Annotated in this window: 18 protein-coding genes and 1 pseudogene; 15 read left to right on the forward strand and 4 right to left on the reverse strand. The window is 69.7% G+C overall.

The genetic code is table 11. The annotated features are described in order from the left end of the window. Positions 1-34 precede the first annotated feature (34 nt). Positions 35-985 carry a formyltetrahydrofolate deformylase gene (gene purU / locus G6N23_RS07150; RefSeq protein ID WP_234808690.1) on the reverse strand — a complete coding sequence of 317 codons (951 nt, stop codon included), beginning with the start codon at positions 983-985 and terminating at the stop codon, positions 35-37. 142 nt (positions 986-1,127) lie between these two features. On the opposite strand from purU, the gene sepIVA reads away from it, so the two are divergent. Genes sepIVA through mutM form a run of 4 tightly spaced genes read left to right on the forward strand, consistent with a single transcriptional unit; the run spans position 1,128 to position 4,054 of the window. Continuing rightward, on the forward strand, positions 1,128-1,865 hold the full coding sequence (gene sepIVA, locus G6N23_RS07155; RefSeq protein WP_085262171.1) for a cell division protein SepIVA: 738 nt from the start codon (positions 1,128-1,130) through the stop codon (positions 1,863-1,865). 39 nt (positions 1,866-1,904) lie between these two features. Continuing rightward, positions 1,905-2,510, forward strand: coding sequence for a YceD family protein (locus G6N23_RS07160; protein ID WP_085262172.1), 606 nt, complete (start codon positions 1,905-1,907; stop codon positions 2,508-2,510). Continuing rightward, positions 2,507-3,217 (forward strand): ribonuclease III, encoded by a 711-nt coding sequence (rnc, locus tag G6N23_RS07165; protein ID WP_085262173.1) that lies wholly within the window; start codon positions 2,507-2,509, stop codon positions 3,215-3,217. The genes G6N23_RS07160 and rnc overlap by 4 nt, the downstream gene beginning before the upstream one ends. Next, positions 3,218-4,054, forward strand: coding sequence for a bifunctional DNA-formamidopyrimidine glycosylase/DNA-(apurinic or apyrimidinic site) lyase (mutM, locus tag G6N23_RS07170; RefSeq protein ID WP_085262174.1), 837 nt, complete (start codon positions 3,218-3,220; stop codon positions 4,052-4,054). Positions 4,055-4,134: 80 nt separating this feature from the next. Here mutM and G6N23_RS07175 read toward each other — a convergent pair whose 3' ends face one another. Then, positions 4,135-4,908 (reverse strand): PIG-L deacetylase family protein, encoded by a 774-nt coding sequence (locus tag G6N23_RS07175; RefSeq protein WP_085262175.1) that lies wholly within the window; start codon positions 4,906-4,908, stop codon positions 4,135-4,137. A 17-nt stretch (positions 4,909-4,925) separates the two neighbouring features. Next, positions 4,926-5,555, reverse strand: coding sequence for a DJ-1/PfpI family protein (locus G6N23_RS07180; protein ID WP_085262176.1), 630 nt, complete (start codon positions 5,553-5,555; stop codon positions 4,926-4,928). 290 nt (positions 5,556-5,845) lie between these two features. Here G6N23_RS07180 and G6N23_RS07185 point away from each other — a divergent pair, with 290 nt between their 5' ends. The 11 genes and pseudogenes from G6N23_RS07185 to G6N23_RS07235 all read left to right on the forward strand — a co-directional run bounded on the left by G6N23_RS07185 (position 5,846) and on the right by G6N23_RS07235 (position 16,139). Next, entirely contained in the window at positions 5,846-6,049 is a 204-nt protein-coding gene (locus G6N23_RS07185) for a hypothetical protein (RefSeq protein WP_085262177.1), read from the forward strand. A 51-nt stretch (positions 6,050-6,100) separates the two neighbouring features. Beyond that, positions 6,101-6,487 (forward strand): nuclear transport factor 2 family protein, encoded by a 387-nt coding sequence (locus G6N23_RS07190; protein WP_085262178.1) that lies wholly within the window; start codon positions 6,101-6,103, stop codon positions 6,485-6,487. 47 nt (positions 6,488-6,534) lie between these two features. After that, on the forward strand, positions 6,535-6,951 hold the full coding sequence (locus G6N23_RS07195; RefSeq protein WP_085262179.1) for an OsmC family protein: 417 nt from the start codon (positions 6,535-6,537) through the stop codon (positions 6,949-6,951). Continuing rightward, entirely contained in the window at positions 6,938-7,219 is a 282-nt protein-coding gene (locus tag G6N23_RS07200; RefSeq protein ID WP_085262180.1) for an acylphosphatase, read from the forward strand. Before G6N23_RS07195 ends, G6N23_RS07200 begins: the two co-directional genes overlap by 14 nt. 19 nt (positions 7,220-7,238) lie before the next feature. Beyond that, positions 7,239-10,829, forward strand: a complete 3,591-nt coding sequence (gene smc, locus G6N23_RS07205; RefSeq protein WP_085262181.1) for a chromosome segregation protein SMC — start codon at positions 7,239-7,241, stop codon at positions 10,827-10,829. A 56-nt stretch (positions 10,830-10,885) separates the two neighbouring features. Beyond that, positions 10,886-12,166, forward strand: a complete 1,281-nt coding sequence (ftsY, locus tag G6N23_RS07210) for a signal recognition particle-docking protein FtsY (RefSeq protein WP_234808691.1) — start codon at positions 10,886-10,888, stop codon at positions 12,164-12,166. 63 nt (positions 12,167-12,229) lie between these two features. After that, complete coding sequence (locus G6N23_RS07215) at positions 12,230-13,201, forward strand: glycoside hydrolase family 6 protein (protein ID WP_085262183.1); 972 nt, start codon at positions 12,230-12,232, stop codon at positions 13,199-13,201. Positions 13,202-13,287: 86 nt separating this feature from the next. Continuing rightward, the gene (locus G6N23_RS07220) at positions 13,288-14,007 is read left to right on the forward strand and encodes an NUDIX hydrolase (protein WP_085262184.1); all 720 of its coding nucleotides are present in this window, start codon (positions 13,288-13,290) and stop codon (positions 14,005-14,007) included. A gap of 36 nt (positions 14,008-14,043) precedes the next feature. After that, positions 14,044-14,445: a DUF4267 domain-containing protein gene (locus G6N23_RS07225; protein ID WP_085262185.1), complete on the forward strand. Its 402-nt coding sequence runs from the start codon at positions 14,044-14,046 to the stop codon at positions 14,443-14,445. Then, a pseudogene (locus tag G6N23_RS07230) lies at positions 14,442-14,635 on the forward strand (dimethyladenosine transferase); the annotation flags it as partial. The gene G6N23_RS07225 and the pseudogene G6N23_RS07230, both read left to right, overlap by 4 nt. A gap of 61 nt (positions 14,636-14,696) precedes the next feature. After that, complete coding sequence (locus G6N23_RS07235) at positions 14,697-16,139, forward strand: amidase (RefSeq protein ID WP_085262186.1); 1,443 nt, start codon at positions 14,697-14,699, stop codon at positions 16,137-16,139. 72 nt (positions 16,140-16,211) lie between these two features. Here G6N23_RS07235 and G6N23_RS07240 read toward each other — a convergent pair whose 3' ends face one another. Beyond that, on the reverse strand, positions 16,212-16,988 hold the full coding sequence (locus tag G6N23_RS07240; protein ID WP_085262187.1) for an SDR family NAD(P)-dependent oxidoreductase: 777 nt from the start codon (positions 16,986-16,988) through the stop codon (positions 16,212-16,214). Positions 16,989-17,271 lie beyond the last annotated feature (283 nt).

Below are 17,271 nucleotides of genomic sequence, written 5' to 3' on the forward strand. Positions count from 1 at the left end.
CACCGTACGTGACCGCCGCCCACGGGACGAGCCCTCAGAGCACCACGGTTTGGTTGTCCACCCGGATCACCCGGTCCTGGCAGTGCCACTGCACCGCCCGCGACAGCACCGCCCGTTCCACGTCGGCTCCCAGCCGCACCAGATCGTTCACACTGTGGGTGTGGTCGACGCGTACCACGTCCTGCTCGATGATCGGCCCCTCGTCGAGGACCTCGGTGACGTAATGCGCGGTGGCGCCGATCAGCTTCACCCCGCGTTCCCGCGCCCGTTGATAGGGAGCCGCGCCGATGAACGCCGGCAGGAAGGAGTGATGGATATTGATCAACGGGCAGGCCAGCGCATCGATGAACTCACCGGAGATGATCTGCATATAGCGCGCCAGCACCACCAGGTCGACATTGCCGCACAGCAGTTGCAGCTGACGCTGTTCGGCTTCGGCGCGGATCTCACGGGTGGCGGGAATGTGGAAGAACGGCACCCCGAACGGACGCACCTGTTCGGCCAGATCCGGGTGATTGGAGATCACCATCGCCACCGTCATCTCCAGCTCGCCGCGCCGATTGCGCCACAGCAGATCCAGCAGGCAGTGATCGGCCTTGGACGCCATGATCGCCACCCGCTTGGGTTTGGCGGCCTCGGCGAACCGGTAGTCCATCGCGAACCGCTCCGCCACCGTGGCGCCGAACCGCTGTTGGAGTTCGTCGATGGCCGCGGGCAGCCCGGGCAGGTGAAAGATCGCGCGCTGCACGAACGTCCCGTCCTCGGGGGCGGTCGAGTGCTGGTCCAGCGAGATGATGTTGGCGCCGGCGTCGGCCAGGAAGGCGCTGACCGAGGCGATGATGCCGTGACTGTCGGGGCAACGCAGCAGCAACCGGCCGATGTCGGACGCCGGCTGTGCGCCGGACCGTTGCGGATGGCCCTGCACGGCCTGGCCCGGCGTCGCGGACCCCGCCGAACCCCGTGCCTGCCCGGAACCGTTCGTCATGGCCGCCCTTCGCCGATCCGGATACCAACGGGTCAGGCTACCGGTGAAGTGGACCAAAATCCGACACACCGGGCGGCTAACACAGTCACATGCGTAACAGAGGGCACACTAGTAACAACAACTATGCCTGGAGGGTGCTGCCGTGTACCGAGTGTTCGAAGCCCTTGATGAACTGGGCTCAATTGTCGAAGAAGCCCGTGGCGTGCCGATGACGGCCGGCTGCGTGGTGCCCCGCGGCGACGTCCTGGAACTGATCGACGACATTCGGGACGCGATTCCCGGCGAACTCGACGACGCCCAGGATGTGCTCGATGCCCGCGACTCGGTGCTCAACGAGGCCAAGGAACACGCGGACTCGATGGTCAGCTCTGCCACCGCCGAGGCCGACTCGCTGGTCAGCCACGCCCGGGCCGAGGCCGACCGGCTGCTGGCCGACGCCAAGGGCCAGGCCGACCGGATGGTGGCCGAGGCGCGCGGACACAGCGAGCGCATGGTCGGCGAAGCCCGCGAGGAAGCATCCCGCCTGACCGCGACCGCCAAGCGCGAGTTCGAGACCGCAACCAGCCGTGCCCAGGCCGAATGCGACCGGCTGGTCGAGAACGGCAACGCCGCCTACGAGAAGGCCGTTCAGGAGGGCATCAAGGAGCAGCAGCGGCTGGTTTCGCAGAACGAGGTGGTGACATCGGCGCGGGCCGAGGCCACCCGGCTGATCGACTCTGCGCACGCCGAGGCCGACCGGATGCGCGGCGAATGCGACATCTATGTCGACGCCAAGCTGGCCGAGTTCGAGGACTTCCTCAACGGCACCCTGCGCTCGATCAACCGCGGTCGCCACCAACTGCGGACCGCCGCAGGCACCCACGACTACGCGACCCGCTGACCCGCGAGTGCCGCAACGCCCGCTGCGTAGAATCGCGGCATGGCGAGGCACCCGGATGCAGGCGTGAAGGGACGGCAGCGACAGCTGGCTTCGCCGTTCGTGGTGAACGTCGCCCGGCTGGGCCGGCGTCCCGGCGCGATGATCGCGCTGCACGAGCAGCGCTCCAGCCCGGCCCGTATCGGGCTGGACCTGATGGCGATTCCCCCGGACACCGCGGTCGAGCTGGATCTGCGGGTGGAATCGGTCTCCGAGGGCGTGCTGGTGACCGGCGCCGTCTCGGCGCCGACCGCAGGCGAATGCGCCCGCTGCCTGCAGCCGCTGACCGGCGATATCGAGGTCGAGCTGACTGAGCTGTTCGCCTACCCGGACAGCGCCACCGACGCCACCACCGACGACGATGAGATCGGCCGGGTCGTCGACGACGCCGTGGACCTCGAACAGGCGATCGTCGATGCGGTCGGGCTGGCGCTGCCGTTGTCCCCGCTGTGTGATCCCGACTGCCCGGGGCTGTGCCCGGACTGCGGGGTCGCATTGGCCGCCGCGCAACCGGGCCACCACCACGACAAGATCGATCCGCGCTGGGCCAAACTCGCCGGGAAACTGGGTCCCGCGGGGGCTGAGTCGACCGACGACGGTGACCGGTGAGCCGTCCCCGGCAGGCGGTGCTGGATGCGCTCGGAGTGGATCTCTCCGACGACCTGCTCACGCTGGCGGTCACCCATCGCAGCTACGCCTACGAGAACGGCGGCCTGCCCACCAATGAGCGCCTGGAGTTCCTCGGCGACGCCGTGCTCGGCCTGACCATCACCGACGAACTGTTCCACCGGCACCCGGATCGCCCCGAGGGCGACCTGGCCAAACTCCGCTCCAGTGTGGTCAACACGGCCGCCCTGGCCGAGGTGGCGCGCGGGCTGACCGAGGACGGCCTGGGTGCCCACCTGCTGCTCGGCCGCGGTGAGGTCAACACCGGCGGGGCCGACAAGTCCAGCATCCTGGCCGACGGCATGGAGTCACTGCTGGGCGCGGTGTACCTGCAGCACGGTATCGATACCGCGCGCGAGGTGATCCTGCGGCTGTTCGGACCGCTGCTGGACACCGCGGCCAGCCTGGGGGCGGGCCTGGACTGGAAGACCAGCCTGCAGGAGCTGACCGCGGCCCGCGGGCTCGGCGTGCCGAGCTACCAGGTCAGCTCCACGGGACCGGACCACGATCGGGAGTTCACCGCCGTCGTCATCGTGGCGGACACCGAATACGGATCCGGTGTGGGCCGGTCGAAGAAGGAAGCCGAGCAGAAGGCGGCGGCGGCGGCCTGGACGGCGCTGGACGCGCTCGACGCCGGCTCACCCGGGTAGATGCCGGAGCTTCCCGAGGTCGAGGTGGTGCGCCGCGGCCTGGACGCCCACCTGGTGGGCCGCGCCATCACCGGAGTCCGGGTTCATCATCCGCGGGCGGTGCGCCGGCACGAGGCCGGGCCCGCCGATCTGACCGGCCGGCTGCTCGGTGCCCGGATCACTGGCACCGACCGCCGGGGCAAGTATCTGTGGCTGCTGTTGAGCACAGACGAGGCGCTGGTGGTGCACCTGGGCATGAGCGGCCAGATGCTGCTGGGTGAGTTGCCCGACACCAAACACCTGCGGATCGCCGCGGTGCTCGACGACGGCACGAAGGTCGGCTTCGTCGACCAGCGCACGTTCGGTGGCTGGCAGCTCACCGACCTGATCGACGTGGACGGCAGCGTGGTCCCGCTGCCGGTGGCGCACCTGGCTCGCGATCCGCTGGACCCGCGCTTCGACATCGAATCGGTGGTGAATGTGCTGCGGCGCAAGCATTCCGAGATCAAACGTCAACTCCTCGACCAGACCGTGGTGTCCGGAATCGGCAACATCTACGCCGACGAGGCGCTGTGGCGGGCCGGCATTCGCGGCACCCGGATGGCCGACACGCTGTCCCGCCCGCGACTGCGGGCTCTGCTGGCGGCGGCCGCGGCGGTGATGGGTGACGCGCTGGCCGCCGGGGGCACCTCCTTCGATTCGCTCTACGTCAACGTCAACGGCGAGTCCGGCTACTTCAGCCGGTCGCTGGACGCCTACGGCCGCGAAGACCAGCCGTGCCGGCGCTGCGGCACCGCGATCCGCCGGGCCAAGTTCATGAACCGCTCGTCGTACTACTGCCCGAAGTGCCAGCGCTGACCGCGAGCGTGCGTGTTTGCGCACCGACACGCCGCAGATCGTGACAATCTGCGCACGCTCGCGGGGGCGTAGTGCCGGGTTCACTCGAAGATGTCGCGGTACACCCGCCCGGGCGGCAGAGTCGGGTCGACGAACCACTCCCGGCCGAAGATCAGCCCGGCCACCTGCGGGGGAGTCCGCATCAACACCGCTAACAACCGTGCCGCCGCGCCGGTGGTGCCGATCTGCGAACGGTGCGCGGCGATGGCGTCACGCTTCTGCCGGGCATACCGAAAGACGTTGATCCGGTGGGTGATCGACGATCCCGGCGCATATGCGGTGCGGACCACATCGCGGCCGTAGGGCGCCGGCAGCCGCAGCAGCCGAGCGGCGGTGCCGATCCGGGAAAGCACCTCCCGGGGCATGGTGGCCTCCAGTACGCGCGGTGTCGCCGCGAGTTCGGCGGCCCGTTTGCCGACGCAATGCACCTGCACGTGGTCACGATGGCCGTAGCCGCCGTTGGCCTGATAGCTCAACAGCAGATCCGCGTCTTCCTCGCGCAGGATGGCAGCCAGTCGCCGCGCCGCCTCCTCGGTGTCGGCGCGGGCGAACCTGACCCGGCCCGGCGGGTCGGGATAGAACTCCGGCCCGAATCCACTGTCGGCGTAGCCGAGGCATTCCACCCGGTGCGCGCCGAGAATCCTTGCGCTGTCGCGTAATTCGCCGAGCCGGTCGATGTCGTTGTTGTGCACGCGTCCGTCGGTCGCGGTCACCACCACCACGCGGTGCCCGTCGGCGGCCGCGCGGGCCAGGGTTCCGCCGGTCAGCACCACCTCGTCGTCCGGATGGGCATGAAACGCGACGACGGTGGCCACGAAAGGTCGGTATGCCGTCAACGCCGCAGCGCAGCGGCGCGGTCGCGGACGGCCTCGCCGGCCTTGGCCAACGACCCGCTGTCGAACGGCGGCTGCGGGTCGTACTCGATCAGCAACTGTGCCGCCTGGGCGGTTTCGGTGTCCACCAGCAGCTCGACGAGGCGCAGCGCCATGTCGATGCCGCTGGAGACCCCCGCGGAGGTGACGATCCGACGCGGCAGGTGCTCGACGACCCGCTGCTCGACATAGCGGGCGCCCAGGTGCTCCAGCAGCTCGACCGCCCCCCAGTGCGTGGTGGCCGTCAGCCCGTCCAACAGCCCGGCGGCGGCCAGCAGCAATGAACCGGTGCATACCGAGGTGGTGAATCTGGTGTGGTCGTGGACGCTGCGTAACCAGTCGAGCAGCTCCGCGTCGTCGAGCAGCGTCCGCGTCCCGATACCGCCGGGGACGACGACGACGTCGGGGCGGGTCACCTCGTCGAGCCGTGCGTCACAGAGCAACCCGAGCATCCCGTTGTCACTGCGCACCTCACCGCGCCGGTGCCCGACGAAGACCACGTCCAGCTCCGGAATCCGCTGCAGCACCTCGTACGGCCCGACCGCATCCAGCGCGGTGAAACGGGGGAACAGCGGAATCGCGACCTGCACCGGGTGTCCTCTCCGCTGTCCAGCGAATGGTGTTGCGACAGACTCCGACAATAGACCGGTGACGTGAAATTTCCGACCCCGTCAACCCCGACCGGCCTGGACATCCCACGTCTCGGTGTCGTCTGCCGGCGAGGCGCAAGGAAGACCGCTGCTGTCTTCCCGCCGGAGAAATGTCTCGGATCTCATCCGTTGGGATGAGGCGATTTCGCGGTCGCGGTGTTTGCCTGGGACATGTGTTCGCGGGTGATTTTCCGATAGGGGTTCACCGCTGACCCGAGGAGGCGACGGTCATGTCGCAATTGGTGATCAAACCGGGGATCGCGACGCCGTTCGGCGCCGCTGCGCAGCACGTGCAACAGCGGGGCCACGAGGTCGCCGCTGCGTGGATCGCCGCAGTCGGGGGCATCACCACCAGACCCGGAGACCTGTTCCCGCGACCCGACCCGGCCTACCTCGAACGGTCGCGGATGTCACGCGAGATGTACCGGCTATGACGATGAAAAACGGCCGGGTACAACACAATTACCCACGGAAGGAATCGAAGGATGTCTGAGCAGAACATCGAACTGGTCCGCAGGGGTTATCAGGCCTTCGCCAGCGGCGACACCGAAGCCCTGATGGCGCTCTTCGACGATGACATCGAATGGGTGCAGCCGGGTGACAGCGCGGTCAGCGGAACCTACCGAGGCAAAGCGGAACTCGGCGAATTCCTGGCGGGTTTGTCCGCGAAGGCGCCGATGATCGCTCCGCACCGTTTCCTGGCTGACGGCGACACCGTCGTAGTGCTCAGCGAGGCATCCGTCGGCGGCGAACGGGGCCACAGCGCCGAGGTTTACACCATCCGCAACGGCAAGACGCTGCGGGTCCAGGTGTACGGGGACACCGCCATGATGGAACGCCAGTACGGCAGAAAGAACGTCACGGCAGTCTGATCGGCCGCCGGCGTAGCCAGGCGCCGGGTTGGCGGTAAAAATGTCCCATGACGAAATTGTGGGTGGAACGAACCGGAACCCGGCGTTACACCGGCCGCAGCTCCCGGGGCGCGCAGGTGCTGGTCGGCAGCGAAGACGTCGACGGCGTTTTCACCCCCGGCGAGCTGCTGAAGATCGCCTTGGCGGCGTGCAGCGGCATGTCCAGCGACGCCCCGCTGGCCCGCCGCCTCGGCGACGACTACCCGGCCACGATCCAGGTCAGCGGTGCGGCCGATCGCGAACAGGAACGCTATCCGCTGCTGGAGGAGACCCTCGAGCTGGACCTGTCGGATCTGGATGAAGCCGAGAGGCAGCGACTGCTGACCGTCGTGCAGCGCGCCGTCGAGCAGGTGTGCACGGTGGGCCGCACGCTGCAGGCCGGCACCGACGTGCGCTTCGAGATCGCCGACCGTGGCCGACCCTGACGTACGGCTCACCGCGTGGGTGCGCGGCCGCGTCCAGGGGGTGGGTTTTCGGTGGTGGACCCGGTCGCGGGCGCTGGAGCTGGGGCTGACCGGTTACGCCGCCAACCGTCCCGATGGGCGGGTGCAAGTCGTCGCCCAGGGTTCCCGCGAGCACTGTCAGCGCCTGCTGGACCTGCTGCAGGGCGGGTCCACACCGGGGCGGGTGGACACGGTGATCGCCGACTGGGCGGACGCCGGGGAGCCGATCGACGGTTTCAGCGAACGCTAGACCGGTAGTCTCACACCCCGTGCACCTCAAGAGTCTGACGTTGAAGGGCTTCAAGTCCTTCGCCTCGCCGACGACTCTGCGTTTCGAGCCAGGAATCACCGCGGTGGTCGGGCCCAACGGGTCCGGAAAATCGAACGTGGTCGACGCGCTGGCCTGGGTGATGGGCGAGCAGGGCGCCAAGACGCTGCGCGGCGGCAAGATGGAAGACGTCATCTTCGCCGGTACCTCCTCGCGTGCCCCGCTGGGTCGTGCCGAGGTCACGGTCACCATCGACAACTCCGACAACGCCCTGCCGATCGAGTACGCCGAGGTGTCGATCACGCGGCGGATGTTCCGCGACGGCGCCAGCGAGTATGAGATCAACGGCGCCAGCTGCCGGCTGATGGACGTTCAGGAGCTGCTGAGCGACTCCGGTATCGGCCGCGAGATGCACGTCATCGTCGGCCAGGGCCGGCTGTCGCAGATCCTGGAGTCCCGGCCCGAAGACCGTCGGGCGTTCATCGAAGAGGCCGCCGGGGTGCTCAAGCACCGCAAACGCAAGGAAAAGGCGGTCCGCAAACTCGACGCGATGTCGGCCAACCTGGCCCGGCTGACCGACCTGACCACCGAACTGCGCCGCCAGCTCAAGCCGCTGGGCCGTCAGGCCGAGGTAGCGCGCCGCGCCGCCACCATTCAGGCCGACCTGCGCGACGCCCGGCTGCGGCTGACGGCCGACGACCTGGTCACCCGGCAGACCGAGTTCGCCGGAACCACCGACGCCGAAGCGACACTGCGCCGCGAACACGACCAGATCACCGAGCGCCTGACGCTGGCCGCCGACGAGCTGACCGCCCACGAGTCCGCCGTCGCCAGCTTGACTCAGCGCGCCGAGGCCGCCCAGCAGACCTGGTTCTCGTTGTCGGCACTGGCCGAGCGGGTCAGCGCCACCGTGCGTATTGCCAGTGAACGCGCCCAGCATCTCGACGAGCAGCCGATCACCACCGGCGGCGTCGACCCGGACGCGCTGGATGCCGAGGCCGAGCAGGTGGCCGCCGCCGAGCAGCAACTGCTGGCCGAACTGGCTGAGGCCGGCAGCCGGCTCGAGGCCGCCCGCGCAGAGTTGGCCGAACGCGAACGTCGCAGCGCCGAGGCGGAGAAGGCGCACGTGGCGGCGGTGCGTGCCGAAGCCGACCGCCGCGAGGGCCTGGCCCGGCTGACCGGTCAGGTGGACACGATTCGGGCGCGGGTGGAGTCGATCGACACCCACGTGGCGCAGCTGTCGGCCCGCATCGAGGAGGCCGCTGCGCGCGCGCAGGCCGCGCAGGCGGAGTTCGAAACGGTGCAGGGCCGGGTCGGCGAGCTCGATCAGGGCGAGGTCGGCCTCGATGAGCAACACGAGCGGACGGTGGCCGCCCTGCGGCTGGCCGACGAGCGGGTCGCCGAACTGCAGGCCGCCGAGCGCGGCGCCGAGCGGCAGGTCGCCTCCCTGCGCGCCCGCATCGACGCCTTGTCGATGGGGCTGGAGCGGCGCGACGGCGCCGCTTGGCTAGCCCAGAACCACAGTGGCTCCGGACTTTTCGGGTCGATTGCCACGCTGGTCAAGGTGCGCTCCGGCTACGAGGCGGCGCTGGCCGCGGTGCTCGGGTCGGCCGCCGACGCGCTGGCCGCGGAGAACGCCGGTGCGGCTCGCGCGGCACTGGACGCGCTGAAGAGCGGCGACGGCGGGCGGGCCGCGATCGTGCTGGGGGACTGGCCGCTGCAGCCGCCCGCGGAGCAGCCCACCCTGCCCGCCGGAGCGCAGTGGGCGCTCGACCTGATCGATGCCCCCGACCGGCTGCGCGGCGCGATGACGGCCATGCTGTCCTCGGTGGTGGTGGTGACCGATCTGGCCGCGGCGCTGGACGTGGTGGCCGCCCGCCCCGGATTGCGTGCGGTGACGGTGGACGGTGACCTGGTCGGTGCGGGGTGGGTCAGCGGCGGTTCGGACCGCAAACCGTCCACCCTGGAGATCAACAGCGAGATCGACAAGGCGCGCGCCGAACTGGCCGGCGCCGAAAAGCAGGTCGGCCAGCTCAGTGCGGCCCTGTCGGGCGCGTTGGCCGAGCAGGCCGCCCGCCAGAACGCCACCGAGCAGGCGCTGGCCGCGCTCAACGAATCCGATGCCGCCATCGCCGCGACCCACGAGCAGTTGGGCCGTCTCGGGCAGGAGGCCCGCGCCGCCGAGACCGAGTGGCGCCGTCGGCTGCGTGAACGCGAAGAGTTGGAGGCCGGCCGGACGCAGGCCGTCGCCGACCTCGGCGAACTGGAGGCCCGGCTGCGCAACGCCGAGCAGGACCAGCCGACCTCCGCCGTGCCACCGGTCGGCCGAGAACAAATCGCGGCCGCCGCCGAGGCGGCACGCAGCGTCGAGGTGGAGGCACGGCTTGCGGTTCGCACGGCCGAGGAGCGTGCCAATGCCGTTCGCGGCAAGGCGGATTCGCTTCGCCGGGCCGCCGCCGCCGAACGCGAGGCGCGGGTGCGGGCCGAGCAGGCCCGCGCTGCCCGTGCGCTCGCCGCGACCACTGCGGCCGCGGTGGCCGACGCCGGGACGGCGCTGGCCCGGCGCCTGCAGCTGGTGGTGACTGCGGCGGCGCGGATCCGCGACGGGCTGTCCGCCGAACGCCAGCAGCGGGCCGCCGCGATGGCCGCGGTCCGCGACGAGGTGAACTCGCTGAGTACGCGCATCACCGCGCTCACCGAATCGCTGCACCGCGACGAAGTCGCCAAAGCCCAGGCCGCGCTACGTATCGAGCAACTCGAGCAGACGGTGCTCGAACAATTCGGGATGAGCTCGGCGGACCTGATCGCCGAATACGGGCCCGATGTTCCGTTGCCGCCGAGCGAGCTGGAGCTCGCCGAGTTCGAGCAGGCCCGGGAACGCGGCGAGCAGGTGACCGCGCCCGCCCCCATGCCCTTCGACCGGCCGACCCAGGAGCGCCGTGCCAAACGCGCCGAACGTGAACTGGCCGAACTGGGCCGGGTCAATCCGTTGGCGCTGGAGGAGTTCGCCGCGCTCGAGGAGCGCTACAACTTCCTGTCCACCCAGCTCGAGGACGTCAAAGCGGCCCGCAAAGATCTGCTCGACGTGGTGTCGGACGTCGACGCACGCATCCTGCAGGTGTTCACCGAGGCCTACGTCGACGTCGAGCGCGAATTCCGTGAGGTGTTCGCAGCGCTGTTCCCCGGCGGGGAGGGCCGGCTGCTGCTGACCGACCCCACCGACATGCTGACCACCGGCGTCGACGTGGAGGCCCGTCCGCCCGGCAAGAAGGTCAAGCGGCTGTCACTGCTGTCCGGCGGCGAGAAATCACTGACCGCGATCGCCATGCTGGTCGCGATCTTCCGGGCCCGCCCGTCGCCGTTCTACATCATGGACGAGGTCGAGGCCGCGCTCGACGACACCAATCTGCGCCGCCTGCTGGCGCTGTTCGAGATGCTGCGCGCTCGCTCGCAGCTGATCGTCATCACCCACCAGAAGCCGACGATGGAGGTCGCCGACGCGCTGTACGGGGTGACCATGCAGGGCGACGGGATCACCGCGGTGATCTCCCAGCGGATCCGCGGCGAAGAGCTGGTCTCCAGCCAGGCCTGAACCGCATCCGCCCGGCGTTGAGCCCTGCCGGGACGCCTGCTGCCACAATGGCGGGCGTGTCGTCTCAAAGTCTGTGGATCATCGTCGGCGTCGTCGCCGCCCTAGTCGTCATCACCGCCGTGATCCTGGGCCTGGTGCGTCATCGTCGTCGGCGCATCAGCCTGTCCGCGCCGCAGCGTGAGACCCTGGACCGTTCGGGGGGCTACGCCGCATCCTCGGGCATCACCTTCAGCCGATCGGAGCCGCCGGCCCCCGTCATCGGAGACGACGCGACCGTGCCCCGCGACGCCCCGCGGCGCACCATCACCGACGTCGAACTGCCCGAGGCGGCCCTCGAAGCCCCGCCCGAACCGCAGCTCGCGCCGGCCGCCGCCGAAGCCGTCGAAGTCATCGAGCCCGACCTCGAAGCGGATATCGAGCCGGTAGAAGGCCGGATGCAGCGCTTACGCGGGCGATTGGCCAAGTCGCAGAACGCGTTGGGGCGCAGCATGCTCGGACTGCTCGGCGGCGGAGACCTGGACGAGGACTCCTGGCAGGACGTCGAGGACACCCTGCTGGTGTCCGACCTGGGCCCCACCGTCACCGAATCGGTGGTCGCGCAGCTGCGCGAACGGCTGGCCGGCGGGCAGGTGCGCACCGAAGCCGAAGCCCGCGCGGTGCTGCGCGAGGTGCTCATCGGCGAGCTGCAGCCCGGCCTGGACCGGGCCATCCGGGCGCTGCCGCACGACGAGCACCCGTCGGTGCTGCTGGTGGTCGGGGTCAATGGCACCGGTAAGACCACCACCGTCGGCAAACTGGCCCGGGTGCTGGTGGCCGACGGCCGCCGGGTGGTGCTGGGCGCAGCCGACACGTTCCGGGCCGCAGCGGCCGACCAGCTGCAGATCTGGGCGGCGCGGGTGGGCGCCGAGGTGGTGCGCGGCCCCGAGGGCGCCGACCCGGCGTCGGTCGCGTTCGACGCCGTCGACAAGGGCGTCGCGGCCGGCGCCGACGTGGTGGTCATCGACACCGCCGGCCGGCTGCACACCAAGACCGGCTTGATGGACGAACTCGGCAAGGTCAAGCGCGTGGTGACCCGCCGCGCGGCGGTCGACGAGGTGCTGCTGGTGCTGGACGCCACGATCGGGCAGAACGGCCTAGCCCAGGCCAGGGTGTTCGCCGAGGTCGTCGACATCACCGGGGTGGTGTTGACCAAACTGGACGGCACCGCCAAGGGTGGCATCGTGTTCCGGGTGCAGCAGGAGCTGGGGGTGCCGGTCAAGCTGGTGGGCCTCGGCGAGGGACCCGACGACCTGGCCCCGTTCGAGCCCGCCGCCTTCGTCGACGCCCTGCTCGGCTGACGGCCCGGCGCCGACCGTGACCGTCCTGTTACCCCGGCTCGGCCCTTACGGTAATTTTTCCCTGTGCTCCCCTCAGCCTTTGGTGCCCTCGCGCGCCGTCTCGCTCCTCTTCTGACTGTTGCGGCCCTCGTCGGCGCAGCTCCGGCCCTCGCCGACGGGGACAACCCGCTGGCCGGCATGCCCTTCTACGTCGATCCGGTATCGGCCGCCATGCGCGCCGCGAACTCCCAGCCCGAGAGTGCCGAGCTGGTCAGGGTCGCGAACACGCCGCAGGCGTACTGGCTCGACCAGGCCTTCTCGCCCGGTTCGGTCGGCGCCACGGTGGCCCGCCATACCGGTGCCGCCGCGGGCGCCGGCGCCATGCCGGTGCTGGTGCTCTACGCGATCCCGCACCGCGACTGCGGCAGCTACGCCGCGGGCGGTTTCTCCTCCGGCGCCTCTTACCGCGCCTGGATCGACGGCGTCGCCGACGGCATCGGCGGCAACCCGGCCGCGATCGTCCTCGAGCCCGACGCGCTCGCGATGGCCGACTGCCTCTCCGCCGACCAGCGTCAGGAGCGCTTCGATCTGATCAGCTACGCCGTCGACACGCTGGGCCGCAACCCGGCCACAGCGGTGTATGTCGACGCCGGGCATTCGCGTTGGGTCAATGCCGGCGAAATGGCCAACCGGCTGAACCAGGCCGGGGTGGCGCGTGCGCGGGGCTTCGCGCTGAACTCCACCAACTACTTCACCACCGAAGAGCAGATCGGCTACGGCGAAGAGATTTCGGGGATGACCGGCGGTAAGCACTACGTGATCGACACGTCCCGTAACGGCGCCGGCCCGGCCGAGGGCGATCCCTTCGGCTGGTGCAACCCCAGTGGGCGGGCTCTGGGTGTGGCGCCGACCGCCGACACCGCGGGCGCGCATGCCGATGCCTACCTGTGGGTCAAGCGGGTAGGGGAGTCCGACGGCAGTTGCGGTTCCGGCGAACCCGCCGCGGGACACTTCGTCAGCGAGTACGCGATCAACTTGGCGCGCAACGCGGGTTGACCCGCTGAAGCGAAACGCCCGGTAACGCCGGACGCTTCCGGTGGGGGTCGACGGCGGCCCGCCGCGGCGCTGCCTATGGTCAAGCGATGACGATCAGCTATGACGAGGCGCTGCGGGACCGGATCCGGGCTCGCCTGGACGCGCACAACCGGCGCGCGGTGACCGATCCGTCGAAGCGGCACGCGGCGGTCGCGGTGGTGATCGTGGACTCCGAGGCCGGTGAAGACCGGGTGGACCCCGCGCCGGTGGACGACTGGATCGGCGGGCGGCCCATGCCGCAGGCGGGACTCGACGGCCGCATGGTCGACGTGTCCGGAGGCGCTGCCTTCCTGCTGTGCCGTAGAGCGTCTCGTCTCACTTCGCACGCCGCGCAGTGGGCGCTGCCGGGTGGCCGCCTGGATCCCGGCGAAACCGCGGTCGACGCTGCGCTGCGGGAGTTGGACGAGGAGGTCGGCATCAGGCTGCCCGCATCAGCCGTGTTGGGTCTCCTCGACGACTACCCGACACGCTCGGGATACGTCATCAGCCCGGTGGTGATCTGGGGCGGTGGGCGGCTCGACCCGCGGCCCGCGCCCGACGAGGTGGTTGCGGCCTACCGGGTGGGGCTGCACCAATTGCAACGCGACGATTCCCCGCGATTCATCTCCATCCCGGAGAGCCCGCGTCCGGTCGTGCAGATCCCGTTGGGAAATGACCTCATCCACGCGCCGACGGGCGCGGTGCTGCTGCAATTGCGGTGGTTGTGCCTGGAGGGTCGAGGAGACCCGGTCGATGAGCTGGAGCAGCCGGTGTTCGCCTGGAAATAACTCCGGGCACAGCCGCCGCGCCTTAGGCTGCGGCTCATGGTGAAGGACCGCGCCGCGCTTGTCGCCGGCGGCATCCGGCTGGCCTCGGGAGTGTCGTTCCTGGTCGATCCCCTGCGGGCGAACCGATTATGGGGTGAGCCAGACGATCCGGGCCCGTCCGCCCGGCTGCTGCTTCGGTCGATGGGCTACCGCGACGCCCTGATCGGGGGCCTGCTGCTGTACGCAGGCGTGCGCGGCCGAGATACCCGCGGCTGGTTTCTGGCCTCAGGTGGTGCTGACGCGGCCGACCTGCTGGGCGGGATGAGCGTGCACGCCGACCTCAAGCGCGGCCAGCAGATCATCGGCCTCGGTGGAGCGATCCTCGGCATCGGCGTCGGGCTCTGGGGTGCCACGCGTGGGCGCGCTGCGGATCGGCGGCACCGGACGCAGAGATCATGACCGTGGATGTTGTCGATGCGGGACCCGGGCGGATCAGCCGGCCGGTCGAAGTAGCCGCGCCGCTCGTCGCGATCGCCGCCGATCCGCGCCGTCACCAGCAGCTAGCGGAAGTCACTGTCGGATCGAAGTTTCGACAAACATGAAGATGTACGGCGTCCCGTACCGGATCACCGGCCGGGTGACCGCGCTCGTGCTGGCCGGCGATCGACAACTGAGGCGGCTGAGCTCCGGTGGTGGTAGAACCGGAAGCCATGAGTGACCTCGCCCAGCAGACCAGGTGGCTGGATGCCACCGCGCAGGCGGAGCTGGTCGCCAAGGGTGAGGTCAGCCCGAGCGAGCTGCTGGAAGCGGCGATCGAGCGGATCGAACAGTCGAATCCGGCCCTGAACGCCGTGGTCATCGAGTGGTTCGACCATGCTCGATCGGTGGCCGCCGGTCGGGGGCTGCCCGCCGGCCCGTTTCGGGGCGTCCCGTTCCTGCTCAAGGATCTCTACACCAGTTTCGCCGGCCAAACCCTGTCCAACGGCAACGTGGCGCTGAAGAACGCCGCCCTGCGGGACGTCTCGGACTCGACGCTGGTCGCTCGATTCAAAGCGGCCGGGTTGGTCGTCGCGGGGCGCACCAACAGTCCGGAGTTCGGCAGCCTGCCGACCACGCAGCCGCTGGCCTGGGGGGCGACCCGCAACCCATGGGCGCTGGAACGGACACCGGGCGGGTCCAGTGGCGGTGCGGGTGCCGCCGTGGCCGCCGGGATGGTGCCGTTCGCCAACGCCTCCGACGGTGGGGGCAGCATCCGTATCCCGGCGTCGTGCTGCGGGCTGGTGGGACTCAAGCCCAGCCAGGGCAGGATCACCGTCGGTCCGGACCGCGCCGAGGTGGGGTTGGGTGTCGAACTGGGCGTCAGCCGTACAGTGCGTGACACCGCGGGGCTACTCGATGCGGTGCGCGGCCCCGGTGTCGGCGACACCGTGATCGCGCCGGCCCCGCGGCGCCCGTACATCGAGGAGGTCTTTGCCGACCCCGGGAGGTTGCGGGTCGGGTTGCTCGACGAGCACCCGCGCGGCGAGTTTTTGCACGAAGACTGCCGAACGGCGGTGCGCGCGACGGCATCGCTGTTGGAAGGGCTCGGCCACACCGTCGAACAGGCGTGGCCGGCTTGCCTGGCCGACACCACGCTGACCGAGAAATTCATGGCACTGTGGGCGACGCAGATGGGGATGGCTGCCCGCCAGATCGGCGCGGCACTGCGCCGCCAGGTGACGGCGGACGACATGGAGCCGGTGAACTGGGCGCTGGTCGAGCAGGCGCGGCGGCTGACCGCCGTCGACTACGCCGCAGCCCAGGCGGCGGGCTGGGCCTTCCGGCGCGCACTGCAGCAATGGTGGGCCGACGGTTGGGATCTCCTGCTCACGCCCACGCTGGCCGAGCCGCCGCTTGCCCTCAGTGAGTTCGAGAACGACCCGGCGGACCCGACGGCGCCGATGCGCCGGGCCGGGCGGTTCGCCGTGTTCACGCCGCCGTTCAACATGAGCGGACAGCCGGCGATCAGCCTTCCGCTGCACCGCAGTGCCGAGGGTCTGCCGATCGGCGTCCAGCTCGTCGCCGACTACGGCCGGGAGGATGTCCTGATCCAGGTGGCCGCTCAACTGGAAGCCGCGCACCCGTGGGCGTCGGTGCATCCGCCTCAGTACTGAGATTGCGCCCAGGGCTGTACATTTGGCGGCGTCTGCCGCCCTGGACGCAATCTCAACATCGCGAGGTGCGAATTACTTCGGGGGCATCCGGATGCCACCGTCCACCCGGACGACCTCGGCGTTCATGTAGGAGTTGGTGAGCAGCTCGACCACCATTGACGCGAGCTCCTCGGGCTTGCCGAGCCGGTGCGGGAACAGCACGGACTCACCGAGTTTGGCCTTGAACGCCTCCGAGGCCTCGCCTTCGCCGTAGATCGGGGTGTCGATCAGGCCTGGCGCGACGGTGTTCACCCGGACACCAACCGCGGACAGGTCGCGGGCCACCGGCAGGGTCAGGCCCACGACGCCGCCCTTGGACGACGAGTAGGCGGCCTGGCCGATCTGGCCGTCGAAGGCCGCGACGCTGGTCATGTTGACGATCGCGCCCCGCTCGCCGGTGTCGGTGAGCTCATTGCGGCTCATCGCGGTGGCCGCGATCCGAATGCAGTCGAAGGTGCCGACCAGGTTGATCGCCAGCACCTTCCGGTAGGCATCCAGGCTGTGCGCCGAGTCGAATTCGCCGTCCTTGCCAATGGTGCGCTGCGCCCAGCCGATGCCGGCCGAGTTCACCAGCGCGCGCAGCGGGCCGAGGTCCGCCGCGGTGTTGACGGCGTCGATGATCTGCTCGGTGCTGGTCACGTCGACGGGCACGAACACCCCGCCGATCTCGTGGGCCAGCGCCTCACCCTTGTCCGCCTGCAGGTCGGCCACGACGACCCGGGCGCCCTTGTCGGCCAATTGGCGGGCAGTTGCCGCACCGATTCCTGATGCGCCACCGGTTACGATCGCGCTTGCTCCATTTATATCCACGGCAGACACTTTACGCGGACGCCTTTCCGGCCCGGTTTCGGACGTGGGAAATAGCCGGCATTATCACAATGTCCCAATAACTAAGGTTATGTCAGGCTGGCTGGCGTTCGGCGGAACGACTGACTAAAACTGTTGCGGGTGGTCTAATTTCGATCAGGTAACGATTCGACCGCAGGGTCAGTGGTTGGGAGATTTCATGGCAGAACTGGTCGCGATGTCGGGCGCGGGAGGGACGCGCGCGCCTCGCCGTAGACGCGTAGTCGTCGCTGCCGTAAGCGTTTTC

It is taken from the genome of Mycolicibacter terrae, from assembly GCF_010727125.1.
GTDB lineage: Bacteria > Actinomycetota > Actinomycetes > Mycobacteriales > Mycobacteriaceae > Mycobacterium > Mycobacterium terrae.

What these genes read in the sequence shown, in the direction of transcription:
- purU (WP_234808690.1), bottom strand. Translation starts at nt 985, where the DNA reads ATGACGAACGGTTCCGGGCAGGCACGGGGTTCGGCGGGGTCCGCGACG.
- G6N23_RS07160 (WP_085262172.1), top strand. Translation starts at nt 1,905, where the DNA reads ATGGCGAGGCACCCGGATGCAGGCGTGAAGGGACGGCAGCGACAGCTG.
- mutM (WP_085262174.1), top strand. Translation starts at nt 3,218, where the DNA reads ATGCCGGAGCTTCCCGAGGTCGAGGTGGTGCGCCGCGGCCTGGACGCC.
- G6N23_RS07185 (WP_085262177.1), top strand. Translation starts at nt 5,846, where the DNA reads ATGTCGCAATTGGTGATCAAACCGGGGATCGCGACGCCGTTCGGCGCC.
- G6N23_RS07190 (WP_085262178.1), top strand. Translation starts at nt 6,101, where the DNA reads ATGTCTGAGCAGAACATCGAACTGGTCCGCAGGGGTTATCAGGCCTTC.
- G6N23_RS07195 (WP_085262179.1), top strand. Translation starts at nt 6,535, where the DNA reads ATGACGAAATTGTGGGTGGAACGAACCGGAACCCGGCGTTACACCGGC.
- G6N23_RS07220 (WP_085262184.1), top strand. Translation starts at nt 13,288, where the DNA reads ATGACGATCAGCTATGACGAGGCGCTGCGGGACCGGATCCGGGCTCGC.
- G6N23_RS07225 (WP_085262185.1), top strand. Translation starts at nt 14,044, where the DNA reads ATGGTGAAGGACCGCGCCGCGCTTGTCGCCGGCGGCATCCGGCTGGCC.
- G6N23_RS07235 (WP_085262186.1), top strand. Translation starts at nt 14,697, where the DNA reads ATGAGTGACCTCGCCCAGCAGACCAGGTGGCTGGATGCCACCGCGCAG.